General features: G+C 63.9%; 10 protein-coding genes. 1 reads left to right on the forward strand and 9 read right to left on the reverse strand.

Annotated features, from left to right (window positions below; all coding sequences use genetic code 11):
- Positions 1-14: 14 nt before the first annotated feature.
- Together A7X65_RS39890 and A7X65_RS39895 are read right to left on the reverse strand one after the other, a co-directional pair.
- Entirely contained in the window at positions 15-9896 is a 9882-nt protein-coding gene (locus tag A7X65_RS39890) for a DUF3060 domain-containing protein (protein ID WP_156528461.1), read from the reverse strand.
- Between the two features lie 40 nt (positions 9897-9936).
- Positions 9937-11922, reverse strand: a complete 1986-nt coding sequence (locus tag A7X65_RS39895; RefSeq protein WP_167358349.1) for a tetratricopeptide repeat protein — start codon at positions 11920-11922, stop codon at positions 9937-9939.
- A gap of 1079 nt (positions 11923-13001) precedes the next feature.
- On the opposite strand from A7X65_RS39895, the gene A7X65_RS39900 reads away from it, so the two are divergent.
- The gene (locus A7X65_RS39900) at positions 13002-14516 is read left to right on the forward strand and encodes an ATP-binding cassette domain-containing protein (protein WP_063694885.1); all 1515 of its coding nucleotides are present in this window, start codon (positions 13002-13004) and stop codon (positions 14514-14516) included.
- Positions 14517-14613: 97 nt separating this feature from the next.
- On the opposite strand, the gene A7X65_RS39905 is transcribed toward A7X65_RS39900, so the two are convergent.
- The 7 genes from A7X65_RS39905 to urtB form a co-directional block, all read right to left on the reverse strand.
- Positions 14614-15654 carry an aliphatic amidase gene (locus A7X65_RS39905; protein WP_063694886.1) on the reverse strand — a complete coding sequence of 347 codons (1041 nt, stop codon included), beginning with the start codon at positions 15652-15654 and terminating at the stop codon, positions 14614-14616.
- Between the two features lie 47 nt (positions 15655-15701).
- Positions 15702-16052, reverse strand: a complete 351-nt coding sequence (locus tag A7X65_RS39910) for an FmdB family zinc ribbon protein (protein ID WP_063694887.1) — start codon at positions 16050-16052, stop codon at positions 15702-15704.
- A gap of 67 nt (positions 16053-16119) precedes the next feature.
- A complete protein-coding gene (gene fmdA, locus A7X65_RS39915; RefSeq protein WP_063694888.1) occupies positions 16120-17349 on the reverse strand; it encodes a formamidase in 1230 nt (409 codons plus the stop codon).
- 26 nt (positions 17350-17375) lie between these two features.
- Positions 17376-18065, reverse strand: coding sequence for an urea ABC transporter ATP-binding subunit UrtE (gene urtE, locus A7X65_RS39920; RefSeq protein WP_063694889.1), 690 nt, complete (start codon positions 18063-18065; stop codon positions 17376-17378).
- Positions 18066-18077: 12 nt separating this feature from the next.
- Positions 18078-18833, reverse strand: a complete 756-nt coding sequence (gene urtD / locus A7X65_RS39925) for an urea ABC transporter ATP-binding protein UrtD (RefSeq protein WP_063694890.1) — start codon at positions 18831-18833, stop codon at positions 18078-18080.
- Between the two features lie 10 nt (positions 18834-18843).
- On the reverse strand, positions 18844-19983 hold the full coding sequence (gene urtC / locus A7X65_RS39930; protein ID WP_063694891.1) for an urea ABC transporter permease subunit UrtC: 1140 nt from the start codon (positions 19981-19983) through the stop codon (positions 18844-18846).
- A gap of 24 nt (positions 19984-20007) precedes the next feature.
- Positions 20008-20934 (reverse strand): urea ABC transporter permease subunit UrtB, encoded by a 927-nt coding sequence (urtB, locus tag A7X65_RS39935; RefSeq protein ID WP_027557089.1) that lies wholly within the window; start codon positions 20932-20934, stop codon positions 20008-20010.
- Between the last annotated feature and the right edge of the window lie 37 nt (positions 20935-20971).

The raw sequence follows: 20971 nt of genomic DNA on the forward strand, positions 1-20971 counted from the left end.
TTCTCAGACTCGCTTTATGAATGCCAGGCGGCAGCGATTGCCGTCTGCAGGGTGGGATCGTTGGGAATCTGGCTGTTGGTCACGGCAGTCGGATCGAACGCGGGGTTGTTCTGTCCGAACGTCGCCATGGCCTGGACGAGCTGCGAGACACCGCTGTCGATCTTCATTCCGTCCGCGGCCAGAATATCCTCGAGCTGGTTGCTCTGGTCGCTGAACCAGTTTGCCACGGTGATATGCCGGGTCGTCCCCATGACATCGATCACGAGGTCGTTGCCGGACTGCACGAACCAGAGACTGTCGTGGTTCACGCCGCCCTGGAGCTCGAGCTCGCCGCTCGGCGAGCTCGATGACGCGCTGTTGTCGATGGTCGTGTCGCCGTTTCCGGCGAGATAGATGGTCTGATCGCCGTTGCCGATCAGCGTGGTGACGCCGGCGCTGGCGACCAGCGTGTTGCCGTCACCGGTGGCCGTCAGCGTATCGTTCGTGCCCGTGACCGCCACCGTGTTGCCCGATCCGACCACCGTCGCACTGGACGCACTTCCCGACAGGGTCACGCCGGCATTGCTGACGGTGATCGCATCGCCGCTGCCGGTCGCATTGATGCTCGTGCCGGCACCGTTGTTGATCAGTGTCAGCGTGTCGTTCGCGCCGAGCGTGATCTGATCGGCAAAGCCACCGGCATCCACCGTTGCGGCAAGATTGTCCGCCAGGTTTACGGCTGTGGCCGCGGAGGTCGTCACCACGGCACCTGTCGCATTGAGCGCGATTGTGCCGCCCCCGGCCGTCAGCGTGTCGCTGGCACCCGCGACGACGATCGCGTTCCCCGTTCCCGTCACCACGGCGGAGCTGCCGGTGCCGGTGAGTGTCAGCGCCGTCGCGTTCGCCGTCACGCTCTCCGCGACGCCCGATACGGTCACTGTATCGCCCGTCCCCGTCACCACCACCGTGTCGCTGGAGCCGGTCACGGCGAACGTCGCCGAGCTTGCCGACAGCGTCACCACGGCATTGCTCGCGGCGACGGTGTCTCCGGTGCCGGTGGCTGTCACCACCGTGTTGGCACCATTGAGCAGCGTCAGCGTATCGTTCGCCCCGAGCGTCACCTGGTCGGCAAAGCCACCGGCATTCAGCGTCGCCGCGACATTGTTCGCCAGGGTCATGGACGTCGCCGCGGTGGTCGTCACCACGGCACCCGTGCCGTTGACGGCGATCGTGCCGCTTCCTGCGGTCAGCGTGTCGTTGGTGCCTGCGACGACGATCGCGTTCCCCGTTCCCGTCACCACGGCGGAGCTACCCGTTCCCGACAGCGTCACGCCGGCATTGCTGACCGTGATCGCATCGCCGCTGCCGGTCACCTTGACGTGCGTGCCGGCGCCGGCATTGAGCAGCGTCAGCGTGTCATTCGCCCCGAGCGTGACCTGATCGGCAAAGCCGCCGGCATCCACGGTCGCGGCAGCGTTGCTCGCCAGGGTTACGCTCGTGGCCGCGGTGGTCGTCACCACGGCGCCGGTCGCGTTGAGCGCGATCGTGCCGCCTCCCGCGGTCAGCGTGTCGTTGACGCCAATAACGACGATCGCATTGCCCGTTCCCGTCACGACGGCAGAACTGCTGGTTCCCGTGAGTGTCACGCCGGCATTGCTGGCCGTGATTGCATCGCCAGTACCGGTCACCTTGACGTGCGTGCCGGCGACGGCATTGAGCAGCGTCAGCGTGTCGTTCGAGCCGAGCGTCACCTGATCGGCGAAGCCACCGGCATCCACCGTCGCGGCGATGTTGCTTGCCAGGGTTATCGCCGTCGCTGCGGTGGTCGTCACCACCGCGCCCGTGCCGTTGACAGCGATCGTGCCGCTTCCCGCAGTCAACGTGTCATTGGTACCCGCAACGACGATCGCGTTCCCCGTTCCGGTAACCACCGCGGAGCTGCCGGTTCCGGTAAGGGTCACCGCGGTCGAGTTCGCCGAAACGGTGTCCGATACCCCCGATATGATCACCGCATCGCCCGTCCCGGTCACCACCACCGTGTCACTGGACCCGGTGACGGCGAGCGTCGCCGAGCTCGCAGACAACGTCACCACGGCACCGCTGGCGGCGATCGTGCCGCCGCCGGTCGCCTTGAGGACCGTGTTGGCGCCATTGAGCAGCGTCAGCGTATCGTTCGCGCCGAGCGTCACCTGGTCGGCAAAGCCGCCGGCATCCAGGGTCACCGCGATATTGCTTGCCAGCGTTATCGCCGTCGCCGCGGTGGTCGTCACCGAGGCGCCCGTGGCGTTGACGGCGATCGTGCCGCCCCCCGCGGTCAACGTGTCGTTCACGCCCGCGATGACGATGGCGTCCCCGCCCCCCGTCACCACGGCGGAGCTGCCGGTGCCGGTCAACGTCACCGCCGTCCCGCTTGCCGTCACAGCATTCGATGTGCCCGAGACAGTCAGCGCGTTGCCTGTTCCGAGGACCGTGACATGGTCGCCGGACCCGTTCACGGTCGCGGTGGAGGTGGTTGCGATCAATGTCACATCCGTGTTGTCGACATTGACCAGGTCGCGCGTGCCGGTGATCTGGAGCGTTCCGCTCACGCCTCCGGCATTAATCGTCACGACGTCGTCGGACCCGCTGACGAGGACCGACCCGAACGGCACGCCGTTGGCGACGACGAGCTCGTTGTTGCCGCTCACGACGATGACGTTGTTCTCGCCGTTCAGAACGTTAGTGACGCCCCCGCCATTGCCGCTGAAGATGACGTTCGCATTGTCGACGTTGATCGTATCTCCGCCGCCCGTGGCGGTCACGAACGACAAATTGGCGGGATCATCGATCACCACCGTATCGTTGCTGGCCAGCGTCACCCGATTCAGGAAGCCCCCCGCATGAATGGCGGCTGCGACGTTGCTCGCCAGCGTCACCGATGTGGCCGCAGTCGTCGTCAGCACCGCGCCCGTGGCATTGAGCGCCACGGTGGCGTCTCCCGCGGTCAACGTATCGTTCACGCCCGTGACGACGATCGTGTCACCGCCACCCGTCACCACGGCCGAGCTGCTCGTGCCGGTCAGTGTGATTGCCGTCGAGCTAGCCGTCACCGGCACGAACGATCCGGACACCGTGACCGAGTCGCTCGTTCCGGTGACGACAACCGTATTTCCTTCGCCCTTCACCGTCGCACTGGACGAGGTTCCGGACAGCGTCACCGCCGTATTGGTGACATTGAGGACGTCCTGCCTGCCGCTGACCAGAACCGTCGCGCTCGCTCCACCGGCATTGATCGTCAACGTGTCGCTCACGCCGCTGACCACGAAGGTTCCGCCGGAGCCAGGGGAATTGACCGTCAGCGTATCGCCCGTGCCGCTGACCAGCACCGGCCCATTCGCGCCCCCGTTGAGAGTGACGATCTGGCTCGTGCCGCTCAGGGTGACCTGATCGTTCGATCCCGTCAGCGTATTGGCAACTCCCGCGCCATTGCCGCTGAAGTTCACCGCGATATTGCTGAGGCCGATCGTATTGCCGCCGCCGTTGACCGTGAGTCCGGTGCCGGCGGCATAGTTGACCAGCGTCAGCGCGTCGTTGGACCCAATCGTGACCTGATCGGCAAAGCCGCCGGCATCCACCGTCGCGGTAATATTGCTTGCCAGCGTCACGGCCGTGGCCGCGGTGGTCGTCAGCACCGCGCCCGTCGCGTTGAGCGCAATTGCGCCGCCGCCCGCCGTCAGCGTGTCGTTCGTGCCCGTAACGTAGATCGCGTTTGCCGTCCCCGACACCACCGCCGATGTGCTGTTTCCCATCAGCGTGATGACCGTCGAGCTTGCCGTCACCGGCACGTAGGATCCGGACACCGCGAGGGCGTCGTTCGTTCCCGTCACCACCACCGAATTGCCGGATCCGTTTACCGTCGCGCTGGACCCGTTCCCGGACAACGTCACCGCCGTATTGGTGACATTCAGGACGTCCGACGTGCCGCTGACCAGCACCGTTCCGCTCGCACCGCCGGCATTGATCGTCAGGACATCGTTGGCTCCGCTGACCACGACCGGGCCATTGGGTGCCCCGTTGACGGTCAAGACCTGACTTGCGCCGCTCAGCGTGATCTGATCACTCGACCCGGTCAGCGTGCTGGCGAGACCTTTGCCGTCGCCGCTGAACGTCACCACGGCGTTACTGGCGGCGATCGTATCGCCGCCGCCGGTGACCGTGATGACAGTGCCTGCCGCATTGTTGTTGAGCGTCAGCGTGTCGTACTTTCCAATCGTCACCGGATCAGCAAAGCCGCCAGCGTTCACCGTTGCGGCCACACTATCCGCCAGGCCAATGGTCGTGGCCGCGGTGGTCGTCAGCACGGCGCCCGTCGCATAGACTGCGATCGTGCCGCCCCCCGCGGTCAACGTGTCGTTTGCCCCCGTAACGGCGACCGCATTGCCCGTCCCGGCCACCACGGCCGAACTGCTGGTTCCGGTCAGCGTCACCACCGTCGAGCTTGCCACCACTGTGTCCGACGTTCCCGACACCGTCACCGTATCGCTCGTTCCGGCCACGACCACCGTATCGCTCGATCCCGTCACCCACAGGGCCGCCGAGCTCGCGGACAGTGTGACCGCGACGTTGCTGGCGGCGACCCCGTTGCCGGTCCCGGTGGCTGTCACCGTCGAGCCCGCGGCGTTGGTCAGCGTCAGCGCGCCGTTCACCCCGAGGCTGAACTGCTCGGCAAAGCCGCTTGCATTGACTGTCGCGGCAACACCGTTTGCCAGGGTCACGGGCGTCGCTGCGGTGGTCGTCACGACGGCGCCGGTCGCATTGATCGCGATCGAGCCGCCGCCGGCGGTCAACGTGTCGTTCGCACCCGCAATGACGATCGTATTCCCCGTACCCGACACCACGGCCGAGCTGCCGGTCCCGCTCAGCGTGACCGTCGTCGAGGTGGCGGTCACGGTGTTCGACGTCCCGGACACCGTCACAATGTCCTTCGTGCCTGTTACGACCACCGAATCGCTCGCTCCGGCCACGGCAAGGGTCGCCGAGCTGGCCGTCAGCGTCACTGCGGCATTGTTCACGCTGATCGCGTCACCAGTCCCGGTGGCCGTGATCACCGAGCCCGCAGCGTTGCTTAGCGTGATCGTGTCGCTCGCCCCGAGCGTCACCTGATCGGCAAAGCCGCCGCCATTCACCGACGCGGCCAAACCGCTGGCAAAGGTGAGCGCCGTCGCCGCAGTCGTCGTCACCGCAGCGCCCGTCGCGTTGACGGCGATGGTGCCGCCCCCGGCGGTCAGCGTATCGTTCGTGCCCGCGACGACGATGGTGTTGCCCGTTCCCGTCACCACGGCCGAGCTACTCGTCCCCGTCAGGCTCAGCGTGGTTGAACTCGCTGTCACCTTCTCCGACACGCCAGAGAGCGTCAGCGTATCCTTGGTCCCGGTCACGACCACCGTATCGTTGCTTCCGGTCACCGCGAGGGTCGCCGAGCTTGCCGACAGCGACACCGTGACGTTGCTGGCGGCGATCGAATCGCCGGTGCCGGTGGCCGTGATCGTCGCGCCCGCGGCATTGGTCAGCGTCAGCGCGTCGTTCGCTGCAAGCGTGACCTGGTCGGCAAAGCCGCCGGCATCCACCGTTGCCGCGACACTGCTCGCCAGGGTTACGGTCGCCGCCGCGGTGGACGTGACCACGGCGCCTGTCGCGTTGAGCGTGATCGCGCCGCCGGTGGTGGTCAGCGTGTCGTTCGCCCCCGTCACGAGGATCGCATTTCCCGCGCCCGTCAGCACGGCCGAGCTGCTCGTTCCCGTCAAGGTCACAAAGCTGCTTGTGGCGTTCAGGCTCTGGTTTGCACCGGTCAACGTGACGCTGACCCCGATGCCGCTCGTCGAGATCGAGTTGCCGGTTCCGGTGATCACGGTCCCGGACGATCCCGATACCAGGGTCACCGCCGTATTGGTCACACTGATCGTGTCGTTCACGCCGCTGACCACGACGTTCCCGCTCGCCCCGCCAGCGTTGATCGTCAAGCTGTCCTTGGTGCCGCTGACCACGACCGGGCCATTGGGCGTACCATTGACGGTCACCACCTGGCTCGTGCCGCTCAACGTGACCTGGTCGTTCGACCCGTTGAGCGTGCTGGCGACACCCGCGCCATTGCCGCCGAACGTCACGGTAGCGTTGCTGACCGCGATCGTATCGCCACCGCCTGTGGCCGTGACGGTCGTGCCTGCCCCGTTGTTGGTCAGCGTCAGCCTGTCGCCGGCTCCGATGGTCACCTGATCGGCAAACCCGCCGGCGTCCACCGTTGCAAGAACACTGTTCGCCAGAGTTACGGTCGTCGCCGCGGTCGTCGTCAATACAGCGCCCGATCCATTGAGCGCAATCGTGCTGCCGCCGGCGGTCAGCGTATCGTTTGCTCCTGTAACGGCAATCCCGGCCGTCATAGTGCCCGTCACCACGGCCGAGCTGCTCGTTCCTCCCAAGACCAGCCAGTTGCTGGTTCCCAACGCCTGAACCGTGTTGTTGGCGCCGTAGAGCGTCGCGCCGGACGCCGCCCCCGCCAGCGCTATCGCCGTGTTGGCCATAACCAGTGTTTCGTTCGTGCCAGTGACCAGCGCAGTGCCGCTCGCGCCCCCGGCATTGACCGTCACCTGGTCGTAGGATCCACTGATCGTCACATTGCTGGCCGCGCCGCCGGTGTTGATCACCACGACGTCGCTGCCTCCGCTGACGACCGCGTTGCCGCTTGCGCCGCCGGTATTGATCAACACGCTGTTGCCCGACCCGCCGATCAGCGCGGGACCGACCGGAGCCCCATTGACCGTCACCGCGGAGTTCGTTCCGTTCACCGTCACCTGATCATTCGAGCCGGTCAGCGTGGCGTGTGCGCCACTTGCGCCGAACACGACCGACGCGTTGTTTGCGAGGATGACGTCATTGCCGCCGGACCATATGCTCGAGCCTGCCGCATTATTAGTCAGCTGCAGCCAGTTGCTGCCGTACAAGGTAATTTGATCCGCCAATCCCGCGGCGTCGATGAGCGCCGAAGAACCAAACGTCAGCGTGATCGCGTCACCTCCCGCTGTCACCATCTCGCTCGTGCCGGCAACGACAATCGAAGCAGACATCCCCGTGACCACCACCGAGCTGCTCGAGCTTGCCAGCACGACCCCCTCGTTCGATCCCGTCACCTGAACCGTGTTGTTGGTGCCGTTCAGCGACACGCTGGATCCGGTTCCCGACAGCGTCACCGTCGTGTTGTTCACGTACAGCGCATCGTTTACGCCGCTCACAACCATGGTGCCGCTTACGCCGCCCGCGTTGACTTGGACCCAGTTGTTGGAGCCGGTGACGATCACCGGGCCGGCAGGAACGCCGTTGATGGTGACACTCTGATAAGTCCCGCTCACCGTCACCTGATCATTGTCGCCGGTCAGGGTCATGACCGCCGGGTAGCCGCTATGGCCGGTAGCGGCGAACACCACCGACGCATTGCTGGCGTTGATGATATCGTAATAGCTGTAGCCATAGTTGGCGGAAACCGTGATGGTCGAGCCCGCCGCATTATTGATCAGCGTCAGCCTGTCGGAAAAGCTGAGCCATATCTGGTCGGTCATTCCTGCGGCATCGATCGTCGCCGTAGAGCCGACCGCCAGCGAGATCGTGTTACCGCTTCCTGTCAGTGCGACGCTTGCATCCTGCGCAATGGTGATTGCATTTCCTGTCCCCGTCACGACCGCGGAAGTGCTCGTGCCCGACATCGTCAGCGCCGACGAACTGGCGATCACCGTGTTCGACGAGCCCGACACCGTGGCGCTCTCGTTCGTCCCCGTGACCGCGATCGTGTTGCTGGTGCCGCCCACCGAGACGCTGGAACCCGTTCCCGTGAGTGTGACCGCCGTGTTGCTCGCAAGGACGGTACCGCGCACGCCGCTGACCACTGCGTTGCTGCTCGCGCCACCAGCATTGATTGTCACCTGGTCGTCGGTACCGGTGATCGCGACGCTGGCGCTCGCCCCACCGGTGTTGAGTGTGACGCCATTCTTGGATCCACCGACCAGCACGCTGCTCGTGGCACCGTTGATGGTGACCGCCTCGCTGCTCCCGCTTAAGGTCACCTGATCGTTCGATCCTGTCAGCGTGGCGCCTGACGGGGTGGCCGCTCCTGTGAAATTCACAGAGACGTTGCTTGCGCTGATCCATTGATTGCCGCCGGCCGATATGGTGGTGCCGACAGCGTTATTGATCAGAGTCAGGCTGTTGCTGCCGTACAGGGCGAACTGATCGACCATTCCCTGGGCATCCACCGTCGCCGAAGCACTGCTCGTCAGCGCGATCCAGTCGCCTCCCGCCGTCAACGTGTCGGCCGTGCCCGTCACGTAAATCGCAACCGGCGAGCCGGTCACCACCGCCGAGCTGCTTGTGCCCGTCAGCGTCACCTGCTCGCTCGCTCCGGTCACCTGAACCGTGTTGTTGACGCCGCTCACTGACAGGCTGGATGACGTCCCCGCCAGCGTCACCGCCGTGTTGGACGCAGCGACGCCGTCGCGCAGGCCGGTGACCAGCACGTTGCCGCTCACGCCGCCGGCATTGATCGTCACGCTGTCGTCGTTCCCGCTGACCACCACGAGGCCGGTCGGAGCCCCATTGACCACCACTGCCAGACTGTTCGCGGTCACCGTCACCTGATCGTTGGATCCGGTCAGCGTGGCTGCTGTCGCGACGCCGCTCGCTCCCAGGAACGTCACCGCCGCATTGCTTGCGGTGATCGTGTCGTTGCCGCTGGCCGTGATGCTGCTGCCCGCAGCGTTGTTGGTCAGCGTCAGGCGGTTGTTTCCGCTCAGGGTCACCTGATCGGCCAATCCCGTGGCGTCAATCAACGCCGACGAACCATAGGTCAGCGTGATCGCGTCGCCTCCCGCCGTCAACGTATCGTTCGTGCCTGAGACGTAGATCGCGACCGGGCTGCCTGTCACCACCGCCGAGCTGCTCGTGCCCGCCAGATTGACAGTCTCGCTCGGTCCCGTCACCTGAACGGTGTTGTTGGCGCCAGTTATGGTCAAGGCGGACGACGTGCCCGTCAGGGTCACCGCGGTGTTGGTCACGTTCACAGTGTCATTCGTGCCACTGACCAGCACGCTGCCGGCTGCTCCGCCGGCATTGACGGTCAGGCTGTCATTGGAGCCACTGACCAATATTTGCCCAAAGGGAACACCGTTGACGGTCACGGCCTGCTTGCTGCCGCTCACGGTCACCTGATCATGGACGCCCGTGATCGAATTGTTGATCAACGTCGTTCCTGTGTTCACGCCGGTAAAGTCCACCGACACATTGCTGGCCGTGATCACGTCGCCCGTGCCGGTCGCTCCGGTGGCCAGGATGTGGACGCCATCGCCGTTGTTGGCGAGGATGAACGTATTCGACGCACCCAGCGTCACCTGGTCCACGAACCCGACCGCGTTCACAGTCGCGCTCGCGCCGTTCCCCAGCGTCAGCTTCGTGTCGGCCGTGGTCGTCAACACGGCGCCCGCGGCGTTGATCGCGATCGTGCCGCCGCCCGCGGTCAGCGTATCGTTTGCTCCGGCGACAACGATCGCATTGGCGTCACCCGTCACCACCACCGAGGTGCTCGTCCCAGTCAGCGTCACCGCCGACGAGCTGGCCACCAGGGTATCCAGCGCGCCCGACAGCGTCACCGAGTCGTTTGTTCCGGTAACGGTCACGATATTGCCGGCACCGATCACGGTAGCGCTGGAGGCCGTGCCCGTCAGCGTCACCTGCGTCGAGCTGGCGATGACCGTATCGGCAACGCCGGTGATGGTGACGCTGTCGCTTATGCCGGTGACGGTCACGACATCGCTGTTTCCGATCAGAATGAGGCTCTGGTCATTGGCGGAAACCGTGAGGCTCGTGTTCGAAACGGTGCTCGTCACTGTCGTTGTCATGACTTCATTTCCTGAATTGCAAAATCTGGGTGCGTGGCGGTCACTGGACGGTGGTTCGGGTCAAACTGAGTTTCTGGAGCTCGGCGCGCACATGCTGGAGCACGCCGCCCCAGTCGCCGGGCTCGGCCTGCCGGAATTGCCGCAGCGTCGGGTACCAGGGGCTGTCGTCGCGGTTCAGCAACCAGCGCCAGCAGCGGTCGAAGCGGTTGAGCAACCAGACCGGCCGACCGAGCGCGCCCGCAAGGTGCACCACCGCGGTATCGACGCTGACGACCAGATCGAGCGCCTCGACCAGCGCGGCGGTCTCGCCGAAGTCGTGGAGATCCTCGGTCCAATCGTGCAAGGACAGACCGGGCGGCGTCGGCTCGCCGGCCGCCGGCCCCTTCTGCAACGAGACGAAGCTCACGCCCGGCAGGTCCGCCAGCGCTGAAAATCGCTCGAGCGGGATAGACCGGCGCCGATCGGCGCCCATCGCCTGATTGCCGGCCCAGACGAGACCGACGCGCGGGCCGTCGAGATGTCCGAGCCGCTGGCGCCAGGCAGCCGCGCGCTGCGGATCGGCCCGGAGATAGGACGTCTTCCGCGGTATGGTTTCGAGGGTGGTGCCGAGCACAAGCGGCAGGCTGAGCAGCGGGCAATGCACATCGAATGCCGGCAGCGGATCACCATGGGCGACGATGCGCGCGATTCCCGGCAGCCCCGCCAGCAACGGCACCAGCGGCCGCTGCACCTCGAGAACGACCCGCCGCCCTGCGGCGATGTCCGGCACGAAGCGGCAGAACTGGAGCGTGTCGCCAAGACCCTGCTCGGCATGCAGCAACAGGACCCGGTCGCCGATGTCTCCGCCGTCCCAGAGCGGCTGGCTGAAGCCACGCAGGTGAGGCTTGTTCTTCTCCTGCTTCCAACGCCACTCATATTCCCGCCAACCCTCGTCGAACCGGCCATCGAGCAGCAGCGTGATCGCCAGGTTGGTATGGGCGTCGGGATAATCCGGCTTCTGCGCCAGCGCGGTCCGGATGCTTCGGGCGGCTTCGTCAGGCCGTCCAAGATCGAACAGCAGGCTGCCGAGATTGTTCAGCGCCTCCGGCCAGACCGGATTGTGATCGAGCGCCGTGCGATAGCACGGCTCCGCTTCCTGAAAACGGCCGGACTCGCGAAGCGCGTTGCCCAGGTTGAGCTGCGCGGAAACATAGTCCGGTTTCAGACGCAACGCCTCGCGGCAGCATGCTTCCGCCTCATCCGATCGCCCGCGGACTCGCAGCAGATCGCCGAGATTGTTCAAGGCCTCGGGGAAGCCCGGGTTGAGCTTGCAGGCCTCGCGAAGGCTAAGCTCTGCTTCGTCGTGGCGCCCCAAGGCGGCGAGAAGAATGCCGAGATTGTTGTAGGCCTGCGCGAATGTGGGATTGAGGCGCAAGGCCTCCCGATAGCAGCGCTCGCTCTCCTCGAAGGCGCGGAGATCGAACAGCACGGCGCCGAGATTGCTATGAGCCGCCGCATGATCCGGCTTCTGCAGCAGCAACTGGCGGAATTCGTTGATCGCCTCGTCGAAATGCTTTCGCTTCACCAGCAGGTTGGCGAGATTGAAGCGGGCGTCGACATGATCAGGCGCATAACGCAGCACGAAGCGGTAATGCGCTTCTTCCCCCGCGAGGTCGCCGCGTTCACCGAGCAGGATGGCAAGCTGGTTCTGCGCATCCGGATTGTCGGGCTTGTAGAACAACGCGTCCCGGTAGCTCGCGATGGCCTCGTCCAGCCGTCCGAGCGCGCGCAGAACGGCCGCCATGTTGCCGTGATAGACGCTGTTGCCCGGCTGGAGCCTGACGGCACGGATGATGAGCTCAAGCGCCCTCGCGGCGTCACCAGCCTGGAACGACGCGACCCCCAGGAGGTGAATGCTATCCGCATGATTCGGTTCGGATGCCAGGATGCGCCGATAGATCGTCTCGGCCTGCGCAAGGCGGCCTGCGCGATGGTGCGCAAGACCGGCCTCGAACGACACAAAACCTGACGGTCCTTCAACATACATTACGATGTGACCCATCGTCGATGAGATGACGTAGGGGCGCCTGAACGCTGACCAGCTATCGCATTTCGCTCGCGCCCCGCGCCGGATCATCCTGCAACAACCTTGAGCGAACCTGGACGCAGTCGAGCGTCCGCGCGTCAGCACCAGCTGACTCGAGATTTCTGCTTTTGATTGTTTTAGAAGCCCGCAGGAGCGGCCGGGCGAGTATCGCTATCCGATCGCGGCCGCTACATGTGCGAGAGAGAGGGAGAGAGAAACATTCATTCCAAGCCGATCAACTTCCCTCACTGCCTCTACCTGCGTGTGCGAAGTCAGAATGTCGCAACCGCGGAAAGAGAGCAAGATGCATTCGGAAATTTTCAGAAAGATTCTCACACGCGGAGAGTGTCGGCGATCGACGCGGAGACTCCTTGCGATCGATGACCACCTTCGGCGCAAGATCGGAGTCAATTAATTCGCTCGCGATAAGAAACTGATTTGGCAACAAAACGAAATCCGCCATCGCGCGCGCATTCTCGCGTTTGGATTTTTCCGTGCACCAGGAAACTTGATCTGGATCTCTTGTGAGGCACTGAACGTCAGCTCGGCCCGAGCGATGTGGGGTAATCCTCGCAGGCATATGCAGCCAACCACCTCACGCGCCAAGGCGAGCGACAGATGCTTCTGTCTCCAGACCAACGTCCACGTTGAGTTCGCCTCCAGCTTACCATTTGGCGTGGTGCCTTGCTTTCGAGAGAGCACCGCTACCCTGCAGCCCTTCAATCGCGGCAGCGCCGAAGCCGAGCCGTTGGAGGGAAGGATTGGCCGCATCGAACGGCCTGACAGCGACATGACGAAGCGAACATCATCGGCTGCAAGGACGTTCGCCTTGCGTCACCCCGATTGAGTCGTTAATATTTCATATCCTGGGGTTGAAGGCGTGCAAGAACCAGTGACCTGTTTCACCTTTCAGAATCCAACCCGCGGACCTGTCTCCGCCCCGCGTCTGATCTCGCGGGGCTGACCAGGGAGCGCATCGCCGTCTCGTTGTCAGCCGCTTCTGCGCGTTTTGTCGCGCTCACTGACTTCATGAGACTGCAATGACCCTGATCGCCATCAAAGACGCTTCCCTGACTCGAACCGAGCAGCTCTTTACCGGACTGAGCTTTTCGATCGCCAAAGGCGATCGCCTTGGCCTTGTCGCCGCCAATGGACGCGGCAAGTCGTCCCTGCTTCGTATTTTGGCGGGCGAGGACGATGCAACGACCGGAACCGTCACCCGCTTGCGCGGGCTGGTCGTCGCGGTCGCCCCACAAGATCCACCCGAACGGCTCCAATCCCTCAGCTTCTATGACGCCGTGCGCGATGCTCTCGCGCCCGAGGTTGCCGAGACTGAGAGCTGGCGCGTCGATGTCCTGCTCGATGATCTCGCGGTGGAGGAGTCCACAAGGGGCCGCGCCGTTCGCGGCCTGTCCGGCGGCTGGCAGCGGACAATGCTCCTGGCGCGAGCCGCCGTGATCGAGCCAGATCTACTCCTGCTGGATGAGCCGACAAACCATCTCGACATCGGTCGGATCGGTGTGCTCGAGACGTTTCTCGCCGCCTTGCCGCGCGACTGCGCCGTGGTCACGGCGAGCCATGACCGGGCTTTTCTCGATGACGTGACCAACCGCACGCTATTCCTGCGCCCGCAGGAAAGCGCCGATTTCGCCCTGCCCTATTCTCGCGCCGTGCAGGCATTGGAAGAACGCGACGCTGCGCGAGAAAGGCGGTTCGAGAACGATATGCGCAAGGTCAAGGCGCTCCGGCAGCAAGCGGCGAAGCTCAAGAACATCGGAATCAATTCCGGGTCCGACCTGCTGGTGGTGAAGACCAAGCAGCTCTCCGAGCGGGCCGACAAGCTCGAAGAGCGCGCCCGACCAGCTCATCTGGAGCGCTCGGCAGGAACGATCCGCCTGACCAATAGTGGCAGCCACGCCAAGGCGCTGGTAACGATCAGCGATACGGCGATCACCACGCCGGACGGGAGACTCCTGTTCCGTATCGGACCGAGCTGGATCGAGAACGGGGACCGGGTCGTTCTGCTCGGGGCCAACGGCACCGGCAAGACGAGGCTGGTCGAAAGGTTACGGGCAGCCCTCACGGGATCGGATCCGGACATGCGAGGGGCGACGAGCCTCAAGCTGGGATACTCCGATCAGGCGCTGTCCCAGCTCGACGCGTTTGCGACGCCTTGGGAGGCGGTCAAGCGTCTGAGCAATCTTCCGGATCATCTGACGCGTTCCCAGCTCGCAAGCGCCGGGGTCGGCATCGACGCCCAAACCGCACCCCTCACGCGTCTCTCGGGGGGCCAGCGAGCGCGGCTTGCAATGCTGCTTCTACGGCTGGCGCAGCCGAATTTCTATCTGCTGGACGAGCCAACCAATCATCTCGATATCGAGGGCCAGGACATGCTGGAGAGCGAGCTGATCGAACACGGTGCGGCCTGCCTTCTGGTCAGCCACGATCGAGCCTTTGTCCAGGCCGTGGCGACACGAATTTGGGTCATCACCGGCAAGCGGCTTGCCGAGGTCGATGACCCGGCGCCGGTCTTCGAGAAGCTGATGTCCAATTGAAGCCCGCGTTGCCGGCCCAATGGCTGGCGTGCGACACAGCGAAAGCGGCTAAGCGGCGCCCCCCGGTCGCCGCCTAGCCGAGGCCCCGCAGGACGATCTAATAGTTCGTCCCGGACTTCTCGTTCGGAATGCCGTCGATCGGGCATTCCTCGGTGCCGACCATCGGGCGCGTCAGCGCCTCGACCATGTCGCGCGTCCCTTCGGGATCGGCTATCCACTTGGTGTAGAAGTCATAGGGACAGGCCGCGAGGCCCTTTGCGCCCTCGCCGGAATTGATCATACCGGTGTAACCGCGGTGCAGCAGCTTGAAGAGATGGTTCTGCGACTGATTGTTGCGGCGGGCATCGCGGATCAGGCTCTTCGACAGGCCGGCGTACTGGATCCCGTATTCCTCCTCGCCGGTCTCGCCCAGGGTGCGTCCGTCGAAGCCGACGATCGCGGAGTGGCCGAAATAGGAGTAGACGCCGTCGAAGCCCGCGGCATTGGCGACCGCGACATAGACGTTGTTGGCCCAGGCCATCGCCTTGGAGATCATCACCTGCTGCTCCTTGGCCGGATACATGTAGCCCTGGCAGCGCACGATCAGCTCCGCGCCCTTCATCGCGCAATCGCGCCAGATCTCCGGATAATTGCCGTCGTCGCAGATGATCAGGCTGACCTTCAGCCCCTTCGGGCCGTCGGAGACATAGGTGCATTTGCCGGGGTACCAACCCTCGATCGGCACCCAGGGCATGATCTTGCGATATTTCTGCACGATCTCGCCCTTGTCGTTCATCAGGATCAGCGTGTTGTAGGGCGCCTTGTGCGGATGTTCCTCGTGACGCTCGCCGGTCAGCGAGAACACGCCCCACACCTTGGCCTTGCGGCAGGCTTCGGCGAAAATCGCTGTCTCCTCGCCCGGCACCTGCGAGGCGGTCTCGTACATCTCCTTGGAGTCGTACATGATGCCGTGGGTGGAATATTCCGGGAAGATCACGAGATCCATACCGGGCAGACCGAGCTTCATGCCGACGACCATGTCGGCAATCTTGCGGGCGTTGTCGAGCACCTCGGCCTTGGTGTGTAGCCGCGGCATCTTGTAATTGACGACCGCGACTCCGACCACGTCGTTGCTGGAGGAGATGTCACCGTGAAGCATTTGGAACGCCCTTCTATTTCTGGTTCTTTGTCTTTCAGTCGGCTGCGTCAGTGGCTGATCATCCAGGGCCGCGCAGTCGGAAAGCCGACGGCACCGCTCTTGCTCTTGGTCACGAGCCGCCCCGGTTTCTTCTTCGTTCCGGTCCCGCAGCAGCCGCAGCCCGGACCATGCGCGGCCTTGTATTGATCGAGCGTCTTCGGCGCATGCTTGCTGCTCTCGTTGGTCGCGTGCGCCTTGCGCTTGTCACTGGGCATGCAGAAGAACGCCGGCGCGGTCAGGATTACGCGCTGCGATTCCATCTCACAGCGTGGACAGTCCTGCGGGTCGTCGCATTCGGCCATCGGCCGCATGTCGGTGAACGGGCCGCAATCATTGCAGAGATATTCATAGACAGGCATCGTCGCTCCCTTCGCTATTGCACGTCGGATACGGGGCGCACCGCCCCGCATCCATTTTGCGCAGGCGCTACTTGTCGGGCGAGATCGGCATCTGGATGTCGCCCGTGATGTGCTTGATCGGCCCTGCCGACGACGGCATCACGTCGAAGTCGAATATCTCCGTCGGCAACCACAGCGTCGCGCAGGCGTTCGGCACGTCGACCACACCGGAGATGTGGCCCTGGCACGGTGCGGTGCCCAGAATCGAATAAGCCTGGGCGCCGGAGTAGCCGAACTTCTTCAGATACTCGATCGCGTTGAGGCAGGCCTGGCGGTAGGCAATGTGGACGTCGAGGTAATGCTGCTTGCCGGCCTCGTCGACCGAGATACCCTCGAAGATCAGATAGTCCTTGTAGTTCGGCGTGATCGGCGACGGCTTGAACACGGGATTCTTGATGCCGTATTTCGCCACGCCGTCCTTGATGACGTCGACCTTGATGTGCAGCCAGCCGGCCATTTCGATGGCGCCGCAGAAGGTGATCTCGCCGTCGCCCTGGCTGAAGTGCAGATCGCCCATCGAGAGGCCGCCGCCGGGCACATAGACCGGGAAATAGATCTTCGAGCCGCGCGACAGATCCTTGATGTCGCAATTGCCGCCATGCTCGCGCGGCGGCACCGTGCGGGCGCCTTCGAGGCCGATCTTGGCCTTGACGTCACCCTTGGCCTGGCCGGCATGGGCGGTCGGCGCGAACGGCGGATTGGCAAGGCCCGGGACCCGGGTCGGGTTGGTCGCGATCAACTCAGCTTCGCGCGCGTTCCAGGCCGCGAGCATCTTGGCATCCGGCAGGCAGCCGATCAGACCGGGGTGGATCAGGCCGGCGAAGTTGACGCCGGGCACATGGCGCGACGACGTGTAAAGGCCCTTGATGTCCCAGATCGACTTCTGCGCCAGCGGGAAGTGATCAGTCAGGAAGCCGCCGCCGTTCTGCTTGGAGAAGAAGCCGTTGAAGCCCCACAGGCTCTCCTTGAGAGGGCCGACGTCGAGCAGATCGACAACCAGCAAGTCGCCGGGCTCGGCACCCTTGACGCCGATCGGGCCGGACAGGAAGTGCACGATCGACAGGTCGATATCGCGCACGTCGTCGGCCGAGTCGTTGTTCTTGATGAAGCCGCCGGTCCAGTCGACGGTTTCGATGATGAAGTCGTCGCCGGGGCTGACCCACTCGACGATTGGAACCTCCGGATGCCAACGGTTGTGGATCTTGTCGTTTTCATAGGCCGACTTGGTGAGATCGACCTTGATCAATGTATCTGGCATCGAGATGCTCCCCTTGGTTTACGCGGTTAAACGGACAGGAATTTCGAGATCTGCGCGGCATCGACGCTGTCGCGCGGATCGTCACGCACGATCTCGCCGTTCTCGATGACGAGCACGCGGTCGGCGATGTCGAGCGCGAAGCTCAGGACCTGCTCCGAGACGACGATCGAGAGCCCCCGCTCGTCGCGGATGCGCTTCAGCGTACGCGCCATCTCCTTGATGATCGACGGCTGGATGCCCTCGGTCGGCTCGTCCAGCAGCAGCACCTTCGGCTTGGTGGCGAGTGCCCGAGCGATGGCAAGCTGCTGCTGTTGCCCGCCTGAGAGATTGCCGCCGCGGCGGCCCTTCATCTCCAGCAGTACCGGAAACAGCTCGTAGATGTCAGCGGGCACTTCCGAGCCGCCGGAGACGACGAGGCCGGTCTCGATGTTCTCCTTCACCGTCATGGCCGAGAAGATCATGCGACCCTGCGGCACATAGGCGAGGCCTTTTGCCACCCGGTCGTAGCTCGGCAGCGAGCCGAGCTCGGTGCCGTCCATGGTCACCTTGCCGCTCTTCGTCGGCACGATGCCCATCAGCGACTTCATCAGCGTGGTCTTGCCCATGCCGTTGCGGCCCATGATCGCGACGATCTCGTTGGGCGCGACCTGCACATTGAGGCCGTGCAACACCTCGCTCTGGCCATAGGCGACGTGGAGATCATTGATTGTCAGCATGGATGTCGCTCCTCAGTGACCGAGGTACACTTCAATGACCTTCGGATCGTTCTTCACCTTCTCCATGGTGCCCTCGGAGAGGATCTGGCCCTGGTGCAGCACGGTGACCTTGTGGGCAATGTCCTCCACGAACTTCATGTCGTGCTCGATCACCAGCACCGAGCGGTCCTTGATGATACGGTTGAGCAGCTCCGCGGTCTTGGCGCGCTCGGAGACGCTCATGCCGGCGACGGGCTCATCGAGCATCAGCAGGTCCGGGTCCTGGATCAGCAGCATGCCGATCTCGAGCCACTGTTTCTGACCGTGGCTGAGCAGCGCCGCGCTCATGTTGAGACGGTCCTTCAGGAAGATCATTTCGGCCACTTCATGGACGCGGTCGCGCACGGCAGCATCGCGCGTGAAGGTGAGCGCGCCGAACACGGTGCGGCCGCGCGGATAGGAGATCTCCAAATTCTCGAACACCGTGAGGTCGTCGTAGATCGAGGGTGTCTGGAACTTGCGGCCAACGCCGGCCTTGACGATCTGGTTCTCCTTCAGCTTGGTCAGGTCCTTGCCGCGGAATTCGATCGAGCCTGACGTCGCCTTGGTCTTTCCGCAGATGAGGTCGAGCACGGTGGTCTTGCCCGCCCCGTTGGGGCCGATGATGACGCGGATCTCGTTCTCCTCGACGTAGAAGGAGAGATCGTTGACCGCCTTGAAGCCGTCGAAGGAGACGGTGAGACCTTCGACCGAGAGCAGGAAGGGCTTGGGCTGATGTCCGACGAGCATGAAATCCTCCTCACTCTGCCGGTGCGCCGTCGGCGACCGAATTGTCGGTCCAGCCAGCCTTCGGCTTGCGTGTGCCCATCAGCTTGCCGATGCGCGGCTGGACGTAATCTCCCCAGATGCCGGCAAGGCCGTTCGGGAAGGCGAGCACCACGGCGATGAACAGACCGCCCAGGCCGAACAGCCAGAGCTCGGGAAAGGACTCGGAGAGACTGGTCTTGGCGAAGTTGACCAGAAGAGTGCCGTAGACCGCGCCGAGGATCGAGAGCCGGCCACCGACGGCGGTGTAGATCACCATCTCGATCGACGGCACGATGCCGACGAAGGACGGAGACATGAAGCCGACATTGAGCGCAAACATGGCGCCACCGATCGCGGCAAAGATCGCGGCGATGCAAAAGGCGAAGATCTTGAAATTGGCGACGCTGTAGCCGGAGAACCGAACCCGGTCCTCCTGGTCGCGCATCGCCACCAGGATCCGTCCGAGCTTGGAGTGACGCACCAGCTGGGCGATGCAGATGCAGGCAAACAGCAGGCCGACCTCAAAGAAGTAGAGCACGACCTTGGCGTGGTCGGGACGGATATCCCATCCCTTCAGGGTGCGCAGATCGGTCATGCCATTGATGCCGCCGGTGTAGCCCTGCTGCCCGACGATCAGGATGGTCAGGATCGCAGCGACCGCCTGCGTGATGATCGCAAAGTAGGTGCCGCCGACGCGGCGCTTGAACATCGCAGCGCCGATGATCAGGGCGAAGATGCCCGGCACCAGGATGACGGCGAGGATGGTGAAGGTCAGGCTGTGGAACGGCTTCCAGAAGAACGGCAGCGCGGTGATCTGATTCCAGTCCATGAAGTCAGGAATGCCCGGCGTCGACTGGATCTTGGTGTTCTCGACGCTCGACGCCTCGAGCTTAAGGAACATCGCCATGCAGTAGCCGCCGAGGCCGAAGAATACGCCCTGCCCCAGGCTCAGGATGCCGCCGTACCCCCAGCAGATCACCAGCCCCAGCGCCACGAAGGCGTAGGTGAGATATTTGGCGACCAGGTTGAGGCGAAAGACGTCGAGGCAGAGCGGCAGGATCACGACCAGAAAGACCGCGAGCACCAGGATGCCGATCAACTCAGATCGCGTGGCAAAACGACTGTCGTTCATGAGTCTAGCCCCCTGCACTTCCGTTTATTTGCGGACTTTGAGGGCAAACAGCCCCTGCGGCCGCAGCATCAGAATTCCGACCACCGCGAGCAGCGTCAGCACCTTCGCCATCGAGCCCGACATGAAGAACTCGAGCGTCGACTGGGTCTGCGAGATCGAGAAGGCGGAGGCGATGGTGCCGAGCAGGCTGGCGGCGCCGCCGAACACCACGACCAGGAAGGTATCGACGATATAGAGCTGCCCCGACGTCGGCCCGGTCGAGCCGATCATGGTGAAGGCGCTGCCTGCGACGCCGGCGATGCCGCAGCCGAGTGCAAAGGTGTAGCGGTCGACCTTGGCCGTGTTGATGCCGACGGCGCCCGCCATGATGCGGTTCTGCACGACGGCGCGGACCTGGCGGCCCCAGCGCGAACGGAACATGATGTAGGCGACGCCGATCGTAATCAGCACCGTCAGGCCCATCACGAAGACGCCGTTGATCGGCACCTCGATCGAGTCGGTGACGTGCAGCGAGCCGAGCATCCATTGCGGCAGCTCGACGCCGACCTCGCGCGCGCCGAAGATCGAGCGATAGGCCTGCTGCAACATCAGGCTCAGGCCCCAGGTCGCAAGCAGCGTGTCGAGCGGGCGCTTGTAGAGGTGCCGGATCAACACCCATTCGACCAGCATTCCGAGCGCGCCGGAGGCCAGGAAGGCCAATATCATGGCGAGGAAGAAGTAGCCGCTGAACAGGCTGGGCAGATAGGACTGGAAGAAGTTCGACGTCATCCAGGTCACGTAGGCGCCCAGGATCATGAACTCGCCATGGGCCATGTTGATGACGCCCATCTGGCCGAAGATGATCGCGAGCCCGAGCGCCATCAGCACGTAGACGGAAAACAGGATCAGGCCGGCAAAGCCTTGCATGACGAAGATCGAGCCGAGGTCGCCAATCGAATAGTCGCCGAACATCTGGTTTCTCCGTCGAGGGGACAGCGTCGCGCGTCCG

The sequence above is a fragment of the Bradyrhizobium stylosanthis genome (assembly GCF_001641335.1).
Taxonomy (GTDB): Bacteria; Pseudomonadota; Alphaproteobacteria; order Rhizobiales; family Xanthobacteraceae; genus Bradyrhizobium; species Bradyrhizobium stylosanthis.

Excerpts from the sequence above, each read along its gene's own strand:
- urtB (WP_027557089.1), bottom strand. The coding sequence starts at position 20,934 with ATGTTCGGCGACTATTCGATTGGCGACCTCGGCTCGATCTTCGTCATG.
- urtC (WP_063694891.1), bottom strand. The coding sequence starts at position 19,983 with ATGAACGACAGTCGTTTTGCCACGCGATCTGAGTTGATCGGCATCCTG.
- A7X65_RS39890 (WP_156528461.1), bottom strand. The coding sequence starts at position 9,896 with ATGACAACGACAGTGACGAGCACCGTTTCGAACACGAGCCTCACGGTT.
- A7X65_RS39910 (WP_063694887.1), bottom strand. The coding sequence starts at position 16,052 with ATGCCTGTCTATGAATATCTCTGCAATGATTGCGGCCCGTTCACCGAC.
- urtE (WP_063694889.1), bottom strand. The coding sequence starts at position 18,065 with ATGCTGACAATCAATGATCTCCACGTCGCCTATGGCCAGAGCGAGGTG.
- A7X65_RS39900 (WP_063694885.1), top strand. The coding sequence starts at position 13,002 with ATGACCCTGATCGCCATCAAAGACGCTTCCCTGACTCGAACCGAGCAG.
- fmdA (WP_063694888.1), bottom strand. The coding sequence starts at position 17,349 with ATGCCAGATACATTGATCAAGGTCGATCTCACCAAGTCGGCCTATGAA.
- A7X65_RS39905 (WP_063694886.1), bottom strand. The coding sequence starts at position 15,654 with ATGCTTCACGGTGACATCTCCTCCAGCAACGACGTGGTCGGAGTCGCG.
- urtD (WP_063694890.1), bottom strand. The coding sequence starts at position 18,833 with ATGCTCGTCGGACATCAGCCCAAGCCCTTCCTGCTCTCGGTCGAAGGT.
- A7X65_RS39895 (WP_167358349.1), bottom strand. The coding sequence starts at position 11,922 with ATGTATGTTGAAGGACCGTCAGGTTTTGTGTCGTTCGAGGCCGGTCTT.